The 20106-nt window shown below is 69.0% G+C and carries 22 protein-coding genes; 4 read left to right on the forward strand and 18 right to left on the reverse strand.

Features of this window, described 5'->3' with window-relative positions:
- Window positions 1-245: 245 nt before the first annotated feature.
- Both tsf and rpsB read right to left on the reverse strand, forming a co-directional pair.
- The gene (tsf, locus tag IT779_RS03560) at window positions 246-1070 is read right to left on the reverse strand and encodes a translation elongation factor Ts (RefSeq protein ID WP_196147629.1); all 825 of its coding nucleotides are present in this window, start codon (window positions 1068-1070) and stop codon (window positions 246-248) included.
- Window positions 1071-1211: 141 nt separating this feature from the next.
- Window positions 1212-2027 (reverse strand): 30S ribosomal protein S2, encoded by an 816-nt coding sequence (gene rpsB / locus IT779_RS03565; RefSeq protein ID WP_196147630.1) that lies wholly within the window; start codon window positions 2025-2027, stop codon window positions 1212-1214.
- Window positions 2028-2452: 425 nt separating this feature from the next.
- Here rpsB and IT779_RS03570 point away from each other — a divergent pair, with 425 nt between their 5' ends.
- A complete protein-coding gene (locus tag IT779_RS03570) occupies window positions 2453-2674 on the forward strand; it encodes a hypothetical protein (protein WP_196147631.1) in 222 nt (73 codons plus the stop codon).
- Between the two features lie 20 nt (window positions 2675-2694).
- Window positions 2695-3273: a M23 family metallopeptidase gene (locus tag IT779_RS03575; RefSeq protein ID WP_196147813.1), complete on the forward strand. Its 579-nt coding sequence runs from the start codon at window positions 2695-2697 to the stop codon at window positions 3271-3273.
- On the opposite strand, the gene IT779_RS03580 is transcribed toward IT779_RS03575, so the two are convergent.
- Window positions 3245-5080 (reverse strand): protein kinase domain-containing protein, encoded by a 1836-nt coding sequence (locus IT779_RS03580; protein WP_196147632.1) that lies wholly within the window; start codon window positions 5078-5080, stop codon window positions 3245-3247. The genes IT779_RS03575 and IT779_RS03580 overlap by 29 nt on opposite strands.
- A 183-nt stretch (window positions 5081-5263) precedes the next feature.
- Between IT779_RS03580 and IT779_RS03585 the strand changes: the two genes are divergently transcribed.
- Window positions 5264-5776 (forward strand): DUF1990 family protein, encoded by a 513-nt coding sequence (locus IT779_RS03585; protein WP_196147633.1) that lies wholly within the window; start codon window positions 5264-5266, stop codon window positions 5774-5776.
- A gap of 161 nt (window positions 5777-5937) precedes the next feature.
- Window positions 5938-6465 carry a hypothetical protein gene (locus IT779_RS03590; RefSeq protein ID WP_196147634.1) on the forward strand — a complete coding sequence of 176 codons (528 nt, stop codon included), beginning with the start codon at window positions 5938-5940 and terminating at the stop codon, window positions 6463-6465.
- 86 nt (window positions 6466-6551) lie between these two features.
- Here IT779_RS03590 and IT779_RS03595 read toward each other — a convergent pair whose 3' ends face one another.
- From IT779_RS03595 to IT779_RS03665, 15 genes are all read right to left on the reverse strand, one after another.
- Complete coding sequence (locus IT779_RS03595) at window positions 6552-6749, reverse strand: hypothetical protein (protein WP_196147635.1); 198 nt, start codon at window positions 6747-6749, stop codon at window positions 6552-6554.
- Window positions 6750-6934: 185 nt separating this feature from the next.
- Entirely contained in the window at window positions 6935-7603 is a 669-nt protein-coding gene (locus IT779_RS03600) for a GAF and ANTAR domain-containing protein (protein WP_196147636.1), read from the reverse strand.
- 859 nt (window positions 7604-8462) lie between these two features.
- Window positions 8463-10364: an alkyl/aryl-sulfatase gene (locus IT779_RS03605; RefSeq protein ID WP_196147637.1), complete on the reverse strand. Its 1902-nt coding sequence runs from the start codon at window positions 10362-10364 to the stop codon at window positions 8463-8465.
- 41 nt (window positions 10365-10405) lie between these two features.
- Window positions 10406-10717, reverse strand: a complete 312-nt coding sequence (locus tag IT779_RS03610) for a DUF202 domain-containing protein (RefSeq protein WP_196147638.1) — start codon at window positions 10715-10717, stop codon at window positions 10406-10408.
- Window positions 10714-11079 (reverse strand): YidH family protein, encoded by a 366-nt coding sequence (locus IT779_RS03615; RefSeq protein WP_196147639.1) that lies wholly within the window; start codon window positions 11077-11079, stop codon window positions 10714-10716. Before IT779_RS03615 ends, IT779_RS03610 begins: the two co-directional genes overlap by 4 nt.
- Before the next feature lie 297 nt (window positions 11080-11376).
- Window positions 11377-12108, reverse strand: a complete 732-nt coding sequence (locus IT779_RS03620; RefSeq protein ID WP_196147640.1) for an acetoacetate decarboxylase family protein — start codon at window positions 12106-12108, stop codon at window positions 11377-11379.
- An 81-nt stretch (window positions 12109-12189) separates the two neighbouring features.
- The gene (locus IT779_RS03625; protein WP_196147641.1) at window positions 12190-13113 is read right to left on the reverse strand and encodes a tyrosine recombinase XerC; all 924 of its coding nucleotides are present in this window, start codon (window positions 13111-13113) and stop codon (window positions 12190-12192) included.
- Window positions 13114-13164: 51 nt separating this feature from the next.
- On the reverse strand, window positions 13165-14298 hold the full coding sequence (gene dprA / locus IT779_RS03630; protein WP_332838647.1) for a DNA-processing protein DprA: 1134 nt from the start codon (window positions 14296-14298) through the stop codon (window positions 13165-13167).
- Window positions 14299-14600: 302 nt separating this feature from the next.
- Window positions 14601-16109, reverse strand: coding sequence for a YifB family Mg chelatase-like AAA ATPase (locus tag IT779_RS03635; protein ID WP_196147643.1), 1509 nt, complete (start codon window positions 16107-16109; stop codon window positions 14601-14603).
- Window positions 16109-16465 carry a YraN family protein gene (locus tag IT779_RS03640; RefSeq protein ID WP_196147644.1) on the reverse strand — a complete coding sequence of 119 codons (357 nt, stop codon included), beginning with the start codon at window positions 16463-16465 and terminating at the stop codon, window positions 16109-16111. Before IT779_RS03640 ends, IT779_RS03635 begins: the two co-directional genes overlap by 1 nt.
- Window positions 16466-16575: 110 nt before the next feature.
- A complete protein-coding gene (locus tag IT779_RS03645; RefSeq protein WP_011210678.1) occupies window positions 16576-16881 on the reverse strand; it encodes a DUF2469 domain-containing protein in 306 nt (101 codons plus the stop codon).
- A 124-nt stretch (window positions 16882-17005) separates the two neighbouring features.
- Entirely contained in the window at window positions 17006-17758 is a 753-nt protein-coding gene (locus tag IT779_RS03650; protein ID WP_196147814.1) for a ribonuclease HII, read from the reverse strand.
- Window positions 17759-17809: 51 nt separating this feature from the next.
- Window positions 17810-18574: a signal peptidase I gene (gene lepB, locus IT779_RS03655; protein ID WP_196147815.1), complete on the reverse strand. Its 765-nt coding sequence runs from the start codon at window positions 18572-18574 to the stop codon at window positions 17810-17812.
- Window positions 18575-18717: 143 nt separating this feature from the next.
- Complete coding sequence (gene rplS / locus IT779_RS03660; RefSeq protein WP_196147645.1) at window positions 18718-19059, reverse strand: 50S ribosomal protein L19; 342 nt, start codon at window positions 19057-19059, stop codon at window positions 18718-18720.
- Between the two features lie 179 nt (window positions 19060-19238).
- Entirely contained in the window at window positions 19239-20102 is an 864-nt protein-coding gene (locus IT779_RS03665) for a hypothetical protein (RefSeq protein WP_196147646.1), read from the reverse strand.
- Between the last annotated feature and the right edge of the window lie 4 nt (window positions 20103-20106).

The following is a 20106-nucleotide window of genomic DNA, read 5'->3' on the forward strand; positions in this document are numbered from 1 at the left end:
GTCTGCGATCGGGCGCAACACAAGGCGAACCTATCCTGCCCTATGCGGCTTCGAGTGGTGCAGAAGGCCCCCTCGAGCGGGGCGGGTCGGTGCGCGCGCGATCCGGCGCGGCCGACGGGACGGACTCGTATCCATGCCCGCCACGGATCATTTCCACGATCCGGCGCGCCGACCGAGTACAAGATAGCGGAAAGGCCCCGAATCCAACGAATTCCGTTGGATTCGGGGCCTTTTCGACACGACGCTCAGGCTTGGCCGACCTCGAAGCGGGCGAAGCGGCTCACGGTGACACCGGCCTCGTCCAACAGGGCCTTGACCGTCTTCTTCGAATCGGTGACCGACGGCTGCTCGAGCAGCACGACATCCTTGAAGAAGCCGTTGACGCGGCCCTCGGTGATCTTCGGCAGCGCGGCCTCCGGCTTGCCCTCCTCGCGCGCGGTCTGCTCGGCGATCCGACGCTCGTTCTCCACGATCTCGGCGGGCACCTCCTCGCGCGTGACGTACTTGGCCTTGAGTGCGGCGACCTGCATCGCCGCACCGCGCGCGGCGTCGGCGGCGGCGTCGCCCGCACCGGTGTACTCGATGAGCACGCCGACGGCGGGCGGCAGGTCGGTGGCACGCTTGTGCAGGTAGGTCGCGACCGGGCCGTTGTAGGACACCACGCGGCGCAGTTCGAGCTTCTCGCCGATCTTGGCGGCCAGCGCCTGCAGCGCGGCGTCGACGGTCTCGCCGTCCAGCGCCAGCGCCTTCAGCTCGTCCAGGTCGGCGGGCTTGGCGGCGGCGGCCGCGGCGACGATCCGATCGGCGAGGTTCTGGAACTCGGCGTTCTTGGCGACGAAGTCGGTTTCGGAGTTGATCTCGACCAGGACGCCGTCCTTGGCCGCGACCAGACCCTCGGCGGTGGCGCGCTCGGCGCGCTTGCCCACGTCCTTGGCGCCCTTGATGCGCAGCACCTCGACGGCCTTGTCGAAATCGCCGTCGGTCTCGGCCAGCGCGTTCTTGCAGTCCATCATCCCGGAGCCGGTCAGCTCTCGGAGCCGCTTCACATCGGCAGCGGTGTAGTTCGCCATGGGTGGCGAGCCTCCTTCGAAAAAGTGTGCGACGGGCGGCGACTGATACCGCCCGGACGCTCCTGAGTACCGGTCAGCGGTGATCACGAGAGCACAACACCGTGATCACCGCTGGAACAGAATCTGAATACGGTGGACGACTCAGGCGTCGGCCGGGGTCTCGGCCGCCGCGTCGGCGCCGGGGGCAGCCTGCGCGAGCAGCTCCTGCTCCCACTCCGCCAGCGGCTCGCCCGCGCCCGCCTCCGGCTTGTCGTCGCCCGCGGACACGCCCGCGCGCGCCTGCACGCCCTCGGCCACCGCGGAGGCGACGACCTTGGTGAGCAGGGCGGCCGAACGGATCGCGTCGTCGTTGCCCGGGATCGGGTAGTCGACCAGGTCGGGATCGCAGTTGGTGTCGAGGATCGCGATGACCGGGATGTTCAGCTTGCGCGCCTCGCCGACGGCGATGTGCTCCTTGTTGGTGTCGACCACCCAGATGGCCGAGGGCACCTTGGCCATGTCGCGGATACCGCCGAGGGTGCGCTCCAGCTTGTTCATCTCACGCGTGAGCATGAGGATTTCCTTCTTGGTGCGACCCTCGAAACCACCGGTCTGCTCCATCGCCTCGAGCTCCTTGAGGCGCTGCAGACGCTTGTGCACGGTGGAGAAGTTGGTGAGCATGCCGCCCAGCCAGCGCTGGTTCACGTAGGGCATCCCGACGCGCGTCGCCTCGGCAGCGATCGACTCCTGCGCCTGCTTCTTGGTGCCGACGAAGAGCACGGTGCCGCCGTGGGCGACCGTCTCCTTGACGAACTCGTAGGCCTTGTCGATGTAGGTCAGCGTCTGCTGCAGGTCGATGATGTAGATGCCGTTGCGGTCGGTGAAGATGAACCGCTTCATCTTCGGGTTCCAGCGCCGGGTCTGGTGTCCGAAGTGCGCGCCGCTGTCGAGCAGCTGCTTCATTGTTACGACAGCCATGGCTCTCGTATCTCTCTTTCGTTGCCGGTTGACGCAGCGAATCGGCGATCCGCTGCCCTGGCGCCTCCGAATCGCCGGACCCGACCGTGTAGGACGGGACCAGCCGGCGATTCCCTGCTCCGCACGGACTGCCGCGAACGATCTCGGGAATGAGGTCGGGTTCGAACAGCGCCGGACGAACAAGCACGGGGTGGCGCGCGAAGTCGGTCCGTGCCAGCACAGACCGCTCGATCAGTCTACGACGTAGCGGGCCGTCGCCGAAATCGCCCGGCGCGCGAGCCTCTGACCAGCTGAAACCCGCGTACTCCCAGGTAGGAGCGCCTGCTTTCACGAGTGTGGAGGGTGCGGCATTCACATACGCGGAAGTTGTCCACAATCGCGATTTCGGCGCTCCACGCGGCAGCGCCGCGGCGCAAGCTCGGAGCATGAGGACGATAACGGTGTCGGTGGCATTGCTGGTCCCGCTGCTCTTCGTACTGTCGGCGGCCATGGCGCAGCGGGCGCGTGCGGCTCCCCCGCGGGCGGACACGTCGTGTATCGGCTCGGTCTGCCTGCCGGGTGAATGGCGGCGTTCGGCGCCCCGCCAGGTCACCTCCGGTGTGGAAAGCGCGCCGAATCCGGGGCGAGTTCGGTTCACATGGTCGTGAACCAGGAGGACGGCGCATCGATGTCCGGGCGGCGGCGGAACCGGAGACACGTGAATTACCTGCGTGGCGCGTCGGTGTTCGCCGCCGGACTGGCCGCCGCGACCGTGCAGGCCGGACACGGGGCAATCGCGGATTCCTCGGGGGAATTCGGGTGGCCGTTGTCGCCGCGTCCGCAGGTGGAGAAACGCTTCGACGGGCCCGCGCAGGATTGGTTACCGGGGCATCGCGGGGTGGATCTGGCGGGCGCTCCCGGTCAGGACGTACTCGCGGCGGGCGCGGGGATCGTGGTGTTCGCGGGCGATGTCGCGGGGCGGCCGGTGCTTTCGGTCGACCATCCCGGTGGGTTGCGCACGACCTACGAGCCGGTGCGGGCGCGGATCGGGGTGGGTGGTCGGGTGGCGCGCGGCACGCCGATCGGCGAACTGGAAGCCGGGCACGACGGCTGTCCGGTGCAAGCGTGTCTGCACTGGGGGCTGCGGCGGCAGAGCGGCGGCCGTCGCGAATACCTGAATCCGCTCGGCCTGCTGCGTCTTTCACCGCTGCGACTCGAACCGGTCGACGCTCGAACCGTCAGGCAAGCAGCTCCGCCCGATCGATGAGATATCCGGTGTCGTTGGGCACCAAGTGGATTCGGCGAACCTCGACGCCGACCCGACCGTCGCGGTAGCGCAGGGTGAGCCGGTAGGTCACCGTGGTCGCCGCGGAATCGGCGGACATGATCTGCACGCCGGTGGAACTCACCGAACCCCAGAAGGATCGGTAGGCGTCGAGACCGCCGATCTCGTCCCGGTAGCGCGGGGTGAGTCTGTTCCACGCCGCCGACGTGTCGCCGGGGAGTTGGGCGTAGTGGGCGCGGACGTAGTCGCCGAGCGGATCGCCGACGGATTGCACGGTGGTCGGTGCGGTGGCGCGGGCGGAGTTCGCCGGGGAATGCGGTCCGAGTGGTGGTGCGGTCGCGCCTACGGTAGTCGGCGCGGTGCGTGGCACCTCGCCCGCGCCGGACGCAGACGCCGCATCGGAACTGGCTGCTGCGCCGGAAAGTGTTGTGGTCGAATCAGATTCGGAGTCGCCCGCGGTCACTCGGCCGATCACGACGCCAGCTACGACGAGCAGCACGATCACCGCCGCGGCGACCATCGGCGCGACGCGTCGAGGCGCTGATCCTGACGCCTGCGCGCGTTCGGATGCCGCCGCACCGGTCCCATCCGCGAACCGTCGTCCTCCCTGCCCGGCTCTCTCGCCCACCGAACCACTGCCGCCAGTCGAACCACCGGTGCCCGCCGAACCACCGGTGCCGGCCGGACGGCCCGAGCCGACAGCAGTCGACCAGCTGTTGTCACCCCCGGTCGCGCGGGGTTCCGCAACACCGGCATCACCGATCTCCGGCATACCGTGGTTGGTGGCACCGGTACCTCTGAGAGTGGTCGACCGACTGTGATCGGCTACCGAGGCATCGGGCCCCACCGGAACGGTTGGCATCGAGGCTCCACGACCCGACGGACCGACGACGTCCGTCATCGGCGCGGTGTCGCCGTGGGACCGGAAGGGCAAGTGTTCTTGCGCGGCGGTATTGCGTTGGGTCGGAGCCTGTCTCGGATCGCCGATGATTGCGGCGCGGGCCGCGGCGAGCAGTGCGCCCGCGGTGGAATAGCGCTCGGCCGGGTTCTTCGCCATGCCGAGAGCGACGACCGGATCGAAGGCGGGGGCCACGTTCGAGGTCGACGGGCGCGGCGGCAGGGCCGTGAGGTGTGCGACGACCTGGCGTTCGACGCTGTCACCGGGAAAAGGCTTGGCGCCGGTGAGGCATTGGTAGAGCACACAGGCCAAGGAGTAGACATCGCAGCGACCGTCGCAATCCCCGCGTTCGAAACGTTCGGGCGCCATATAGGCGAAGGTGCCGATGGTCGCGCCCTCGGTGGTCAACTCGGTGTCGCCCGCGCCGCGGGCGATGCCGAAATCGATGAGGTAGGCGAAGTTCTCCGGGGTGATGAGGATGTTGGACGGCTTGACGTCACGATGCACGAGCCCGGCCCGGTGCGCGGCGTCCAACGCCGAGGCGATCTGTTCGAGGTAGGCGATGGTGACCGTCGGACTCAACGGGCCACGCGTCGCCAGGACCGCGGCGAGATCGGTGCCCTCGACCAGCCGCATGTCGAGGAACAGGCGACCATCGATCTCACCGAAGTCGTGAATCGGAATCACATGCGGCTCGTTCAACCGAGCGGCGGCCTGCGCTTCCCGGCGGAACCGCTCGCGGAACACCCGATCGTGCGCCAAGTCCGCCGGGAGCACCTTGAGCGCGACAATCCGATCCGTCACGGTGTCGTAGGCACGATGGACCTGCCCCATACCGCCCGACCCGAGCAGACCGAGCAGCCGATACCGGCCGAAGGGAGTCCCATCCACTCCGTACCCCTACCACATCCGCTCCGAACCCGCCCGTCCCGCAGGGATTCCAGTTACCGCCCGCGCCCACTTCAGAGTGTGCGGCGGGCATAGATGAGACCACCTGCGGAACCAGAGCCCGGCGGACGCTTCGAGTGCGGGGCGAGAGTTCCCACCGAGGGCCGGGGCGACGAGGATCGACGCATGCGCGATGAGACGGACGAGCTGACCTACACCGAAGTCGGGGCCACGGACGGGGACATGCCCGCCGGATATCACCGGTTCACGTTGCGGCGGCCGATCGGGCGCGGGCGGGCGCTGTTCGAGCGCGCGGGTGCGGAGATCATGGCGTACCGCATGCAGAAGGGCACCGGGATCTTCCATATCGCCGATACGCCAACGGCCGAGGTCGGCACCTCGCTCGCGGTGCGGCTCGGTGTCGGCCCGTTCGCTATCGAAGCGCCGTGTCGCGTGGTGTACCTCCTGCGCGAGACGAACCGGTTGGGATTCGCCTACGGGACCCTGCCCGGCCACCCGGAGATCGGTGAGGAACTGTTCGCGGTCGAATACGACCCGACCGATGACACCGTATACGGCCTCGTCAAGGCATTCTCCCGGCCGGGCGCCTGGTACGTGCGTCTCGGCGGTCCCGCGGTCCGCCTCCTGCAGCGGATCATCGCGGGCCGCTACATCGCCGCCCTGCCCACGACCGCCTGACCGCACGCCATTCCGTACAACCACAATCGAAGCCGCCGAGGACCGAGTAGTGCAACGACCACGGCCGCAGTCGAGTCGTGCGTTCACCACCGCACCGCTCCTCTTCGATCTCGACAAGGCGGGTCGTAGGCACATTCCCACGCGATACGCCCTTCCGTGACGTGACGGCGTCGCGCGACAACAACAACGGCGGCGGCAGCAACAACGGCAGTACAGCGGCGGTAACGGCAACGGCGGCAACGGCAGCAGCGGCGGCAGCAGCGGCGACGGCGGCAGCGGCGACGGCGGCAGCGGCGACGGCGGCAGCGGCGACGGCGGCAGTGCTAGCAACGGCAACGGCAGCGGCAGCGCTAGCAACGACAGCCGGCAGCGGCAGCGGCAGCGGCGCTAGCGACGGCAGCGGCAGCAACGGCAGCGGCGCTAGCGGCGGCAGCAACAACGGCGGTAACGGCAACGGCAGCAGCGGCGGCAGCAGCGGCGACGGCGGCAGCGGCGACGGCGGCAGCGGCGACGGCGGCAGTGCTAGCAACGGCAGCGGCAGCGGCAGCGGCGCTAGCGACGGCAGCGGCAGCAACGGCAGCGGCGCTAGCGGCGGCAGCAACAACGGCGGCAGCGGCAGCGGCAGCGGCAGCGGCAGCGGCAGCGACGGCAGCGCTAGCAACGACAGCCGGCAGCGGCAGCGGCGCTAGCAACGGCAACGGCAACGGCAACGGCAACGACGACGGCAGCAACGGCAACGGCGCTAGCGACGGCAGCGGCAGCAACGGCAGCGGCGCTAGCGGCGGCAGCAACAACGGCAGCACAGCGGCGGCAACGGCGACAACGGCAACGGCGGCAACGACAGCGACGACGGCAGCGACGACGGCGCTAGCAACGGCAGCGGCAGCGACAGCGACGACGGCAGCGGCAGCAGCAGCAGCAGGATCCGTGCACGTAGTCGCTCGACAGCGGTGGCGAATGCTACGCGGTTCACCGTGACGTGACACCGCTGACGCTGACCATGCTCGAGGCCGCTCGTCTGACCTACCGCAACCCAGTGACAGAGTGTTTCGAATGGATCGACCTTCGAGGTCGTCCGCCGCGGGGCTCCGGCACGCGATCTGCGGTCTCTGTCGACGGTCCGTGTGCGGACGCGCGAAACAGCTTCGGTGCGCGCGATCAGTGGCGGGAGTTCAACGGGATCGCGTGGTCGACGATGCGCTCGGCGCAATCGGCGAGCGAGAGGTCGCGGCGCTGCGCTTCGGCGCGCAGCCACTCGTAGCCGTCGGCGATGCCCGCTCCGCGATACGCGATGACCAGACCTGCGGCTTCGTGAATCAGCGTGCTGGTGGGCGGCGGCGCGGAGTTCGCCGCGACCAAGTGTTCGGCGATGAGGTCGGCGATCTGTTCGGCGACCGCGACCAGCGCGGGCGGCCACTCTCCGGCGGCATCGCGGTAGAGGTCGAGGGCGCCCAAGCGGATCGCGCCGGTGCGCAACGGTACGGCGAGCATGGCGCCGGAGGCCGACAATCGACGCATGGCGGTCGCGTAGGCGGGCCAGCGATCGATTCCGCGCAGGTCGGTCAACACGATCGGCATTCCCGCGGCGATGGTCTCGAACGCGGGCCCCTCCCCCGCCGTGGCCTGCGCGGACTCGACGCTCGCCGTCCACTCGTCGGTCGTCGCCCACGGCTGCGCGCCGAGATGAGGTTCATCGATGAGGACGGCGGCGCGCTGGACAGGCAGCGCCTGCACGCTGGTTTCGCAGACTGCGAAGAGATCACCGCCGCCCAAGCGTAGGGCCGAGCGGACTCGCTCGGTGACGAGTTCGAACTGTGCTACATCCACCTGGAAACCACCTGCCCGACGACGGGAACCGCGATCGCTCGGAAATCGCCAGAATAGCGAAACCGACCGCCCCGCGCCTAGAGTCACGCATCCGGCATGTGGTCACGGCCTACGACTCGCGCACCACCGCGACGGGATCGCGCGACCGTGTCGGCGCACCAGACCGCGTTTCCGCCCGGTCGGCCCCGATCGAGATGGCCGTGCCTCTCGTATTCGGTTGCGACGGTTTAACATTCGAGCGGACGCCACCGACGGCTACGAATCAGCGCGCCCGAGGCACGGCGGCGCGACCTCTCGCTCGCCGATTACATCAAGCGCATCGTCGACCACGCAATCCCGTTGAACTCTCGCCAATTGATCGCGTGCGCTCGGACGATCTCGGCACGATGAGGTCAGCGGCGTCACTCAGTCGGCGGCACGACATCCCACACCCGCCCTGCCTCGATGGGCCCCGCGAACGCAACCGCTTTCGTGATCGCGACCGGACCACCCAGTCCGGTCGACGGCCGCGAGTCGGGCGCGGCGCCGCCGCCACGCGCCGGTCGCGAATACCGTTCGTATCCTCGCGAATACCGTTCGTCCCAGGGGACGAGACGAAGCCCGCCCACCGACTCCACCGCTGTGGACTCGCGTGCCGTGCGATCGCACCGAGCCACTCCTCGCGACCAGGTCGCGGCCGGTCCCTGAGCTCGGCGCGATATCGCTGCTTCACGCACCACGCCACTTCCGCACCACGCAGCCTCTCGCAGCACCCGTGTCACGGCACCATGCGTCTCACGGCACAGGCACCACACGGCACACAGCACACAGCACACAGCACACAGCACACAGCACCACGCGTCTCACAGCGCCACGCGTCTCACGGCGTCACGATGGCGAAGTCCGGGTCGGGAGCGTCGAGGACGTTGACGAGGTCGGCGAGACTGAGCGGATCACCTTCGATTGCTATATCGCCCGCCGCGGCGGCCACTCCGAAATCGTCACCGCCCAAAAGCACTCGGACGAGGGTGGCGCGGGTGAGGGTGAATTCGGCGTCGGGATCGGGCAATTTCACGCCGTCGACGCGGGCGTGGTGGACGAGGACCCCGTTGCGCAGTTCGACGCGGTGCACGGTGTCCTCGTCCACGATGACCCAGTCGGTCACCGAATGGTGGTCCCACGCTTTCGGACCGTCGATCCGCAGCGCGAGCGCGTCGAAGATCTGCTCGGTGGTGAGCGCCGTCAGCACGGTCGGCGCGTCGGGGGTGGTCGGGGTGCCGAAACGTCCGTAGCGGAGTTCGTAGGCGCCGCTGAGGTAGAAGTTGCGCCAGGTGGCGTTCTCGGCGCCGTATCCGAGTTGTTCGAAGGTGCTCGCCTGCAACAGTTTCGCTTCCTCGTTGCCCGGGTCGGCGAAGATGACGTAGTCGAGCACCTGGGCGACCCAGCGGTAGTCACCCGCGGTGTAGGACCGGCGCGCTTTGCGCAGCACCTCGTCGGCCCCGCCCATGAATTCCACATGGCGACGCGCGGATTCGACGGGCGGGTGCTCCCACAGGTGCGCCGGATTGCCGTCGAACCAGCCCAGGTAGCGCTGGTAGACGGCCTTCACGTTGTGGCTGACCGAACCGTAGTAACCGCGTGCGTGCCAAGCGTTCTCGATCGCGGGCGGCAGGGTCAGATGTTCGGCGATCTCCGCGCCGACCCAGCCCTGATTGAGCAGACGCAGGGTCTGATCGTGCAGGTAGCTGTACATATCGCGTTGTAGCGACAGGTATTCCACGACGCGCTCGGTGCCCCAGGTCGGCCAATGATGGGAGGCGAGGACGACATCGCAGTCGTGGGCGAACAGGTTGATCGCCTCGGTCAGATACTTCGCCCACAGTCTCGGGTCCCGCACCGACGCACCGCGCAGGGTGAGCAGATTGTGCATGGTGTGCGTGGCGTTCTCGGCCGCGCACAGCGCACGGTGTTCCGGGAGGTGAATGTTCATCTCCGAGGGTGCTTCGGCGCCGGGCGTGATCTGGAAGACAAGGGATACGCCGTCGATGTGTTCGCGCTGACCGGTCCGGGTGATCTCGCGCGTCGGCGGTATGAGGGTGACGGTGCCCACCGAGGTCGTCTGCCCGAGTCCGGCCCCGACCTGGCCGAGGGGACCGCGCGGCAACACCGCGCCGTACATGTACGCGGCACGCCTGGCCATGGCGGTCCCGGCGTAGACGTTCTCGGTGACGGCGTGCTCGAGGAATCCGGCGGGCGCGAGCACCGGGCAACGGCCGGACTCGACCGCCTCGGCGGTGGTTACCCCGAGCGCACCGCCGAAATGGTCGACGTGGGAGTGGGTGTAGACGAGTCCGGTGACGGGTCGGTCACCGCGGTGCGCGCGATAGAGCGCGAGCGCGGCGGCGGCGGTCTCGACGGAGATCAGCGGATCGATCACGACGACCCCCGAATCCCCTTCCACGAGGGTCATATTCGACAGATCCAGGCCGCGGATCTGGTAGATGCCCTCGGTGACCTCGAACAATCCCTGGGCGCCGACCAGCCCGGATTGCCGCCACAGACCGGGATGCACTGAATCCGGGCAGCGGGCGCGCAGGAAGTCGTAGGAATCGTTGTCCCAGACCACGGTGCCGTCGGCGGTGGTGACCACCCCCGGTTCGAGGGCGGCGACGAATCCGCGGCGGGCGTCGGATTCGTCGGTGTCGTCCGCGAAGGGCAGATCGGCGGCGGCGCGCCGCTGCGCGGCGACGATGAGATCACTCGGGTCGGTCGCTGTGCTCATATCCCATCCTCCTGTACTCGGCCGAGACGTCCGGTGCGCCTTCAGAAATTCGGATTCGTGAAACCGACCAGCGCCGCCATGCCCGCGACGACCACCACCGCCGCCGCGGTGGTGGCGATGAGCGCGGATCGAGCGCCGCGCCGATCGCGCCGCAGGCGGCGATTGCGCACGAAACACAACAGTCCGAGGGCGATCATGGTGACCGCCGCGACGAGCGGGGTCAACACAGCCGCGCGCGTGTCGAGGACCACCGCGTGTTGCAGGAACAGCAGGCCGACGGCCACCGCGCCGATGGCGGTCCGCCGCCAGGACAGTGCGGTGCGCTGCGCGGCCAGCCCGGTGTCGGCGTTCATCGCAGCAACACCGCCGCGCAGGCAAGTACCGCGACCACCGTGACACCCACCGACAGAATCGGGACCAGCAGCGTCCCCGGTAGCGACTCGCCGCTGTACATGGCCGCGCGCACGCGCCGCCAGTGCAGGTACGCGCCGACCGCGACGACGACCGCGAGCACCAGGCAGCTCATCGAGACCGCCCGCCGCAGTCCCGCCATGTGGAAGGGCTGCACCAGGGTTTCGACGGCGACCCCGCCCGCGAGCAGACCGAGCGAGGTGCGCATCCACGCCAGGAAGGTGCGCTCGTTGGCGAGGGTGAAGCGGTAGTCGATGTCCTCTTCACCGTCGTCGGATTCGGCGCCGGGCGTCGGCAATGTCATAGCGCCCCGGTTCCCGCCGCGGACCCCGACGCCGCGCCTCGACACCCACGTGATTCGCCCACTCGGCAGGATCGTTCCACATCGTGTGAACGATCCTGCGAATTCACGGAGACCTCCCCGGCCCTGGTCGGTGTCGTGGTCACGAGGCAAACAAACCGCTACGTCAGCCTAACCGGACGGTATGGGAGCGTCCATGATCGACGCCGTGTGATATCCACCCGATATTCGGCGCGCGACTCGGCGAGAACCCTTCGATCACAGCCGGATACGCCCTTGTGGCAACACTGGAAGGCGCCGTCACAGCGCGGTCGCGTCCTGGAACGTCATGACGAGGCGGTCCACGGTCGAAGTCATCGGCACGCGGGTCGGCAGGCCGAGTGCGGCCAGTTCCTTCGCGATCGGGTGGTCGCCGAGGCGCAGTTCGGCGCCACCGAGTCGCGCGCGCATTCCGGACGGCTCCATCTCCCACGTGGTGCACCGGGTCACGCCGTCGATATGGGAGTAGGCGTCGAAGGAGGTGCCCGCACCGCGCCTGCCGGGGGTGGCGAGGCCGGGCCGCACCGAGAAGTCCGCGATGAGCGATCCGTCGTGACTCAGCGTCCCGCGCCGCACCGGCGCCTCGTGGTCGGTCTGGAAGTCGGCGATGATCTTGGGAAATCCCCAGATCTCGCGACCGGCGGCGAGGGTGAATTCGCCGTCCACGGGCAGGTGATGGATGAATACGCCCGCTTTCCCGGTCGCGAGCGCACGCAGGTCGCGGAATCGGCCGCCGCCGGTCTCGGTGTGGTGGCGCACCATGAAGGACACGCCGAATTCGTTGTAGGGGCCGAGGTCGCCGTCGATGTAGTCGACGAACAGGATCGTGCACAGTGCCCGCTCGCGCGGCAGCCGCAGCACCCGCAGGCCCGAGTACTCGATGAGCCGCTGCGCGGCATCCGCGGGTACGCGATAGGACGCCATGAACGCCCGCGCGGACCTGATGCGCACCGGCATCTCGACTTCCCGACCGAGGACGGTGTGCGTGCTCATCTCGACGAACCCTCCTGAAACTAGAACTTGTTTCAGAATACGAGGTCGGCGGACGCCGCGCCGGAATTCCGGACGGATCGCTCAGGCCCGAGGATGCGCCTGGTCGTGCACCGACTTGAGCCGTTCGATCGAGACGTGCGTGTAGAGCTGGGTGGTGGCCATGCTGGCGTGCCCGAGCAGTTCCTGCACCACCCGCAGGTCGGCGCCGCCTTCGAGCAGGTGGGTGGCCGCGCTGTGGCGAAGGCCGTGCGGCCCCAGATCGGGTGCGCCGGGAATGGCCGAGACGACCTCGTGCACCACGGTCCTGGCCTGGCGCTGGTCGAGTCTGCGGCCGCGCCTGCCCAACAGCAGCGCACGGCCCGACTCGGCGACCGCGAAGGCAGGCCGCCCGAAGCGCAACCATCCGTCCACAGCCTCTTCGGCGGGCCCGCCGAAGGGCGCCGCGCGCTCCTTGTTGCCCTTGCCGAGCACCCGAACCAGTCGCCGCTCCCGGTCCACGTCCTCGATATCGAGTCCGCACAGCTCCCCGACACGGATGCCGGTCGAGTACAGCAGTTCCACGATCAGTCGATCCCGCAGCGCCATCGGATCCTGCTGCGACGCCCCCGACCGCGCCGCCTCCATCGCCTCGACCGCCTGCCCCGTACCGAGGACCGAGGGCAGCACGCGATGCGAACTCGGCGAACCGAGCCTGCGGCCGGGGTCGACGGCGAGCCGACCGGTCTCGGTCAGCCACGCGGTGAAGGTCCGCGCCGAGGACGCGCGCCGCGCGACGGTGGTGCGCGCGGCCCCCTTCGCCGACTCCGCCGCCAACCACGACCGCAGCAAGGCCAGATCCAGTTCGCCGACCGCCGAATCCGACGAACGCGCGTACAGATGCCCGAGCAGCGACCGCGCGTCCCCGACATAGGCGCGCACGGTATGCGCCGATCGATTCCGCCCGAGCCGCAAATGCCGCCCGTATTCGTCCACCAACGCACTCAAATCCTCGGGCAAATCCTGCACCCGACCACCGTCGCCGCGACCGGCGCGCCGCGCAAGCCGCCGCGCCGCCCCTCACGACCGCCCCCGCGGCGTGCGACGCCAGCCGGAACGCCCTTCCTCGACCAGACCCGCGAATTCGAGGGTGGTCAGCGCCGCGCGGACCGCGGGCAGTTGCAGCCCGGTCCGGGCCGCGAGTTCGACCGGCAGGTGGTCGACGCGCTCGGGCATGGCCGCGAGCACCGTGCCGGGATCGCCGGACACGACCGGCTCCTCGACAGCGGGCGCGCTCGCCACCGACAGGCGAAGCGGACCCAACTCGTCGATCACGTTCTCGGCATCGGCGATCAGAAGTGCTTCCTCATCGCGGATCATGCGGTGACAGCCCACCGACGCGGCGGAGGTGACCGGTCCCGGGGTTGCCAGGGCAGGCCTGCCGAGGCGACGCGCCCACTTCACGGTATTGCGCGCACCGCTGCGTATGCCCGCCTCGATTACCACGACACCGTCCGACAGCGCGGCGATGACGCGATTCCTCTCCAGGAATTGATGTTTGCGCGCGGGCGTGCCCGGCGGGTACTCGCTCACGACGAGACCGGTTTCGGCGATCTCGGCGAGCAGCCGCTCGTGCTGAGCCGGATACGCGCGATCGACGCCACACGCGAGCACGGCGACGGTGGAACCGCCCGCGGCGAGCGCGGCGCGATGGGCCATGGCGTCGATCCCGAAGGCCGCGCCGGAGACGACGGTGAGCCCGCGCGCGGCGAGATCCCCCGCGATCTCGCCGGTGACCCGGTCGCCGTATCCGGTGCTGCACCGCGCACCCACGACCGCGACCGCCCGCTCCGTGAGATCCGCCAGTGATCCCGGTCCGCGCACCCACAGCACCAGCGGCGCCGCACCGTCGGGATCGGGCCGCGGCAGTGTGGTGAATCCGAGCATCCGCCACGCGGGCCACTCCGGGTCATCCGGTGTGACCACGCGACCACCACAGCGCCACACAGCTTCCAGATCACTTTCCACGCAATCGATCTCGCGACGCTGCACGGTGGGGCCACGCAACGCCTCGGGCAATTCGCATTCCCGCACGGCCCGCGCGGCCTCGACCACTCCCACCGATTCGATCAGTGCCGACAGTGGTGCACAGGGTCCGAGTACCACCCGCGACAAATACACCCAGGCCGCACGCCTGTCCTCGTCGGCACGCACAGCGGCCAGACGCCCGCTTTCCGACGCACCGTCCGGTTCGACGAGTACGGGCGAGGTGACGTCGCCAATCGAACGGCCACGATCGCCCCGTGGCAATTCGAGGTGCGCATCCAGATCCACTGTCGGCAACAATCCCGTCACTTCCTCGGGTACGGCGGCACGCCGCAGCGCAGGCGGACCCGCCGGGGCCCTCGTGACCGTCGATCTCGCCCGGGTGGTGGCCGATGCTGCCTGTGGCAGCGCCCGCGGGGTCGACGCGGACTCCCGAACGGTGTCCTCGGGCTCCTCCGCCCAACCGCCGCTCATTGCGCACCCCGCTGCCGGAAGTTCAACGCCAACAGCACATCCTCGGCGGTCGGCAGTTCACCTTCGCGCAGGTCGCAGATGGTCCAGGCGACCCGAATGGCCCGGTCGGCGCCGCGCGCGGACATCCGGCCGAGACGCAGCGCGGACTCGACCGGAGCGATCGCCGCCTCCGGCAACGGAAACCGTTGCCGCAGAGCATGGCCAGGCACCTCGGCGTTGGTGGTCCACCCGTAGTCCTGCCAGCGCCGCACCGCCGCGCACCGAGCGGCCGCGACCCGCTCGCGCACCATCGCACTGCTCTCGGCCGTTCCGCCGGCGAACGCCCCGCCGTCCTGACCGTGCATACGCACCCAGATATCGATGCGGTCGAGCAGCGGACCGGATAGTTTGCCCAGGTAGCGACGCCGGGCCAGCGGCGCGCAGATGCAGTCGACCTCCCTGGCGGACGCGCAGGGACACGGATTCGCGGCGAGCACGAGTTGGAAACGGGCCGGATAGCGCGCGACGCCGTCGCGGCGGGCGATGCGGACCTCGCCCTCCTCCAGCGGTGTACGCAACGCCTCCAGGACCTTCGTCCCGATCTCGGCGCATTCGTCGAGGAAGAGCACGCCGCGGTGCGCGCGGCTGACCGCGCCCGGCCGCGCCGATCCCGATCCGCCGCCGACCATGGCCGCGGCGGAGGTCGAGTGGTGCGGGGCGACGAACGGCGGGGCGGTGATGAGCGGGTGCTCGCCCGCGAGCGCGCCCGCCATGGAGTGAATGGCCGTCACCTCGAGCGATTCGGTTTCGCTCAGCGGCGGCAGCAAGCCGGGCAGGCGCTGGGCCAGCATCGTCTTGCCGATCCCCGGCGGGCCGGTGAGCAGGAGGTGGTGCCCGCCTGCCGCGGCGACCTCGAGTGCCCAACGGGCCTCGTCCTGGCCGACGACCTCGCTCAGGTCACCGCCGGGCCGCTCCGTGTCGGGTACGACTCGGCTCGGGGTGAGCAGGTCGCCTTCGCCGCGCAGCCAGTCGATCACCGAGCGCAGCCGGTCGGCGCCGATGACCTCGATTCCGTCGACCAGTCCCGCCTCGGCTAGCGCCGATTCCGGCACGACGATCGTGGACCAGCCCGCGTTGCGCGCGGTGAGTACGGCGGGCAGCACGCCGCGAACCGGCCGGACCCGGCCGTCGAGTGCGAGTTCGCCGAGCATGACGGTGCGCGCGAGCCGCTCGGCGGGTACCGCGCCCGCCGCGTCGAGCACCGCGACGGCCAGCGCGAGGTCGTACACGCTGCCCACCTTCGGGAGCGTGGCCGGACTCAATGCCAGCACGACGCGGCCGTCGGGCCATTTCTCGCCGGTATTCGCCACCGCCGAGCGCACCCGGTTGCGTGACTCCTGCAACGCGGTGTCGGGCAACCCGACCAGGCTCACCGACGGCAGCCCCTGGCCGATATCGGCCTCGATCTCGACCAACTGGCCGTCGACGCCGGTCACCGCGACCGAGTAGGCACGCCCGAGCGCCATCAGAACACCCCCGCGAAATGTTCGACGACAGGCCGGTGACCGCGCCGCAGCAGAATCGCGACGACGTCGAACCTGATATGGCACCACGGGCCGTTCTGCTGGGTGAGCCAGGTGAGCGCGGTGGTGCGGATACGGCGTTGCTTGGCGACGGTGACCGATTCCGACGGCACGCCGAAACCGAGTCCGGTACGGGTCTTGACCTCGACGAATGCGGTGATCGCGCCGTCGCGGGCGATCAGATCCAATTCGCCGTAGCGGCAACGCCAATTGCGCTCGACGATTTCCATACCGGCGGCTTTCAGGAACTGTGCCGCCAGCTCTTCCCCTTGTGCGCCGAGCGCCTGGTTGTCTGCCACCCCGAAAGGGTGCGTCCCGGCGCTACCGACTCACCCGCGCCGACCAGGGCGAACAGCCGCCCTGTGGATAACGGCGCGACTGTGGACAACATCGGCCGCGCCGCCACCGCTCACTCGGGAAGCCGCAGGTCCGGCTTCTCCAACTCTTCGATATTGACGTCCTTGAAGGTGATGACCCTGACATGTTTGACGAAGCGGGCCGGGCGGTACATGTCCCAGACCCACGCGTCGCTCATCCGCACTTCGAAGTAGACCTCGCCGTCGGCGTTCTGCGGCCGCAGTTCGACGGAATTGGCCAGGTAGAAGCGGCGCTCGGTCTCCACCACGTACGAGAACTGACCGACGATGTCCTTGTACTCGCGATACAGCGAGAGTTCCATCTCGGTTTCGTACTTCTCGAGGTCCTCGGCACTCATCGGGTGGAACGTCCTCCTTCTCGCCGCACTGCGTTCGTTGTGCGACATTCGCGGGGCCAAGGGGTGTACAGCCTGCTACTTTCCTCCGGGCCCGTCACGCACGCCGCTGCGTCGTATGCGGACATCATCTCGCATGGGCGGCGTCGGTAGCCACTCGGCCGTCCCGCACGCCCTCGGCCCGCGCCGCCTCGACACCGGCGACCGCGCTCGGCAGCGGCGACGAACCCGACGCATCGCGTACATTGCGCCAGGATCTGCGGTGCTCACTGCTCGGGCCGAGACGCTCCAGCGCGGCGGTGTGTTCGGGCGTGTTGTAGCCCTTGTGGGCCGCGAAACCGTAGCCGGGCAGGCGCTCGTCCAACCCGACCATGATCCGGTCCCTGGTGACCTTCGCCAGGATGCTCGCGGCGGCGATACAGGCCGCCGTCGCGTCGCCGCCGATCACCGGCAGCGACGGCACCGGCAGGCCGGGCACCCGGAATCCGTCGGTGAGCACGTAGCCCGGCGGGTGCGCCAATCCGGCGACGGCTCGGCGCATGCCTTCGATATTGGCGACGTGGATGCCGATGGCGTCGATCTCCCAGGCCGGGACCACCACCACCGCGTAGGCCAGCGCGAGGCGGGTGATCACCGGGAACAGTTCCTCGCGGGTGGCTTCGGTGAGCTTCTTGGAGTCGTCGAGGCCCGCCAGCGAGTCGTACGCCTTCGGGGCCGGCAGGCAGGCCGCGATCACCAGCGGACCCGCGCACGGGCCGCGACCGGCCTCGTCGACGCCCGCAACCGGGCCGAGGCCGTTGCGGATCAGCGCGGCCTCCAGCGTGCGCAGCCCGCCCGCGCGCCGCATCACCACGCGCGGCGGCCACCCGCCGGTCGACATCACAGCCACTCGCCCCTGCGCCACCGTTCGATTATCCCGCCGCCGCACCGGTCAATTCGTCTGGGGGTCCTGGGATTTGATCGGTCCGATCCGGTTCGGCGGCCAGATCTTGAACACCGCCTTGCCGCGCACGTTGTCCACCGGCACGGTGCCCTGGAATTCATCGCCGACGTGGGCGCGGGAATCGGCCGACTGGTTGCGGTTGTCGCCCATCACCCACAAGTTGCCATCGGGCACCTTGATCGGACCGAAGACCCGGCCGCCGGGGTAGGTGGCGTTCTGCTGTCCGGAAACCCACTTGTAGTCGTTCTGGACGTACGGCTCGTCCAGCGGTTTGCCGTCGACCAGAATCCTGCCCTCGGCGTCACAGCACTGCACGGTCTGACCGCCCACCGCGATCACCCGCTTGACCAGGTCGTTCTCGTCGGGCGGGACCAAGCCGAAGAAGGAGAAGAAGTTCTGCACCCCGCGCACGATCGTGTTCTCCGAGCGAATCGACTGGTAGCGGGTGTTCCAGGAGGGCGGGCCGACGAACACCACCACGTCACCGGGTTCGGGATCGCTCCAATACGAGCTGAGTTTCTCGACGTAGATGCGATCGCCGGTGCAGCCGGTGCAGCCGTGCAGCGTGGGTTCCATGGACTGGGAAGGGATCACGTACGGCCGCCCGACGAAACTCACCATCAGTGCGGCGATCACCCCCGCGATCACGATGAGGATCGGCAACTCCTGCCAGAAGGGGCGCTGCTTCTTGGCCTTCTTCTGGCGCCGCCCACGGCGACCGCCCGCCGCCCGCTCGTCGTCCGACCCGGACATCGCCACCGACCCACTTTCGTCTGCCACGCCGAACAGAGTAGCCCGACACCGTGACATGGCGTCCGGTGCCGGGCTACGAAGAACTTTCGCGGCGTCGCCGATCGAACCGCGTGCGGAACACGCGGGCCGTCAGGACGCGACGGTCAGCGCTTTTCCTTGATCTTGGCGGCCTTGCCGCGCAGATCGCGCAGGTAGTACAGCTTGGCCCGGCGGACGTCACCGCGGGTAACGACCTCGATGCGGTCGATATTGGGGGTGTGCACCGGGAAGGTGCGCTCCACACCGACGCCGAAGGACACCTTGCGGACGGTGAAGGTCTCGCGGACGCCGCCGCCCTGGCGCCGGATGACGACGCCCTTGAAGAGCTGGATGCGCTCCTTCGAGCCTTCGATGACCTTCACGTGCACATTCAGGGTGTCACCCGGCCGGAAGTCGGGGACGTCGCTGCGCAGCGACTTCTCATCAAGGAAATCGAGGGTGTTCATGTCCATCCTTCTGATGTGTGCGCGAACAGAGGACCCTGGCGGCACTGGGTGCGCGGCCGGTTCATGCTCCGAATAGGGGTGCTCCCGCGGCCGACACGCGCCGGGGGCAACCTGTGCATTGTGCCAGACCGGGCGCACGCAGGAAAAATCGACCCGCGCACACCCGTGAACGCGGCGGCTCAGGAGTCGGCCTTGCGCTCCCATGGCAGGTGATGCGGATGCGGGGATGGCGGCGCGGGCACCACCTTCCTGGTGAGTTCGGCCTCGGCGGCGGCGCGAATGTGCTCGACGTCGGGCTTTCCGGCGATCAGATCCTGGATGAAGATCTTGGCGCGGATGACCGGCCGACGGTAGCGGCGCTCGCGCACGATCGCGCGGTACATCAGCCTGCGGCGCTCGGCGTAGCGCCAGCGCGCCCACGGCGCTCCGGGTCGGCTCAACCGCAGCGCGCCGATGATGAGCAGCGGCGGGAAGAACATGCCGAACAGCCCGGTCCAGATCTTGCCCTTGGCGATGACGATCGCCGCGAGCATCAGGTTCACCACCGCGAACGCGCTCACCACGGTGCGCGCCTCGGTACCCATCGAACTGCGGAAATCGTTGATCTCCAGCAGCGACAGCGGATGGAATCCGAGCAGCAGCAACCCCGTCACCGCGAGCGCGACGAAAACCGCGTCGACCGAGGTGCGGCCCTGTTCCTCCCAGTAGACGTCGCGCAGGTAATAGATCAGCGCGAACTCGTCGAGGACAAGGGCCGCGCCGACGCCGAAGGCCGCGGCGAGCAGACTCGCGGTGAGATTGTCGGCCGTGTCGTACACCGCGACCATGCCGAGGCCGGACCCGAGCACGAGGATCACGCCGAACACCATGTGGTGCACGTGCACGTCGCCCGCGCGCAGATTGCCCGGCCACCAGCGCACCTTCTTGCGGATCAGGCGCACGCTGAGCCTGATGAACAGGAAGCCGACGATGAACCCGAGCAGGAAGCACAGCAGCGGCAGGCGGCCCTGCGCGATCACATCCTCCTCGAGCCACCTGCGCATGGCC

The sequence above is a fragment of the Nocardia bovistercoris genome (assembly GCF_015674855.1).
GTDB lineage: Bacteria > Actinomycetota > Actinomycetes > Mycobacteriales > Mycobacteriaceae > Nocardia > Nocardia bovistercoris.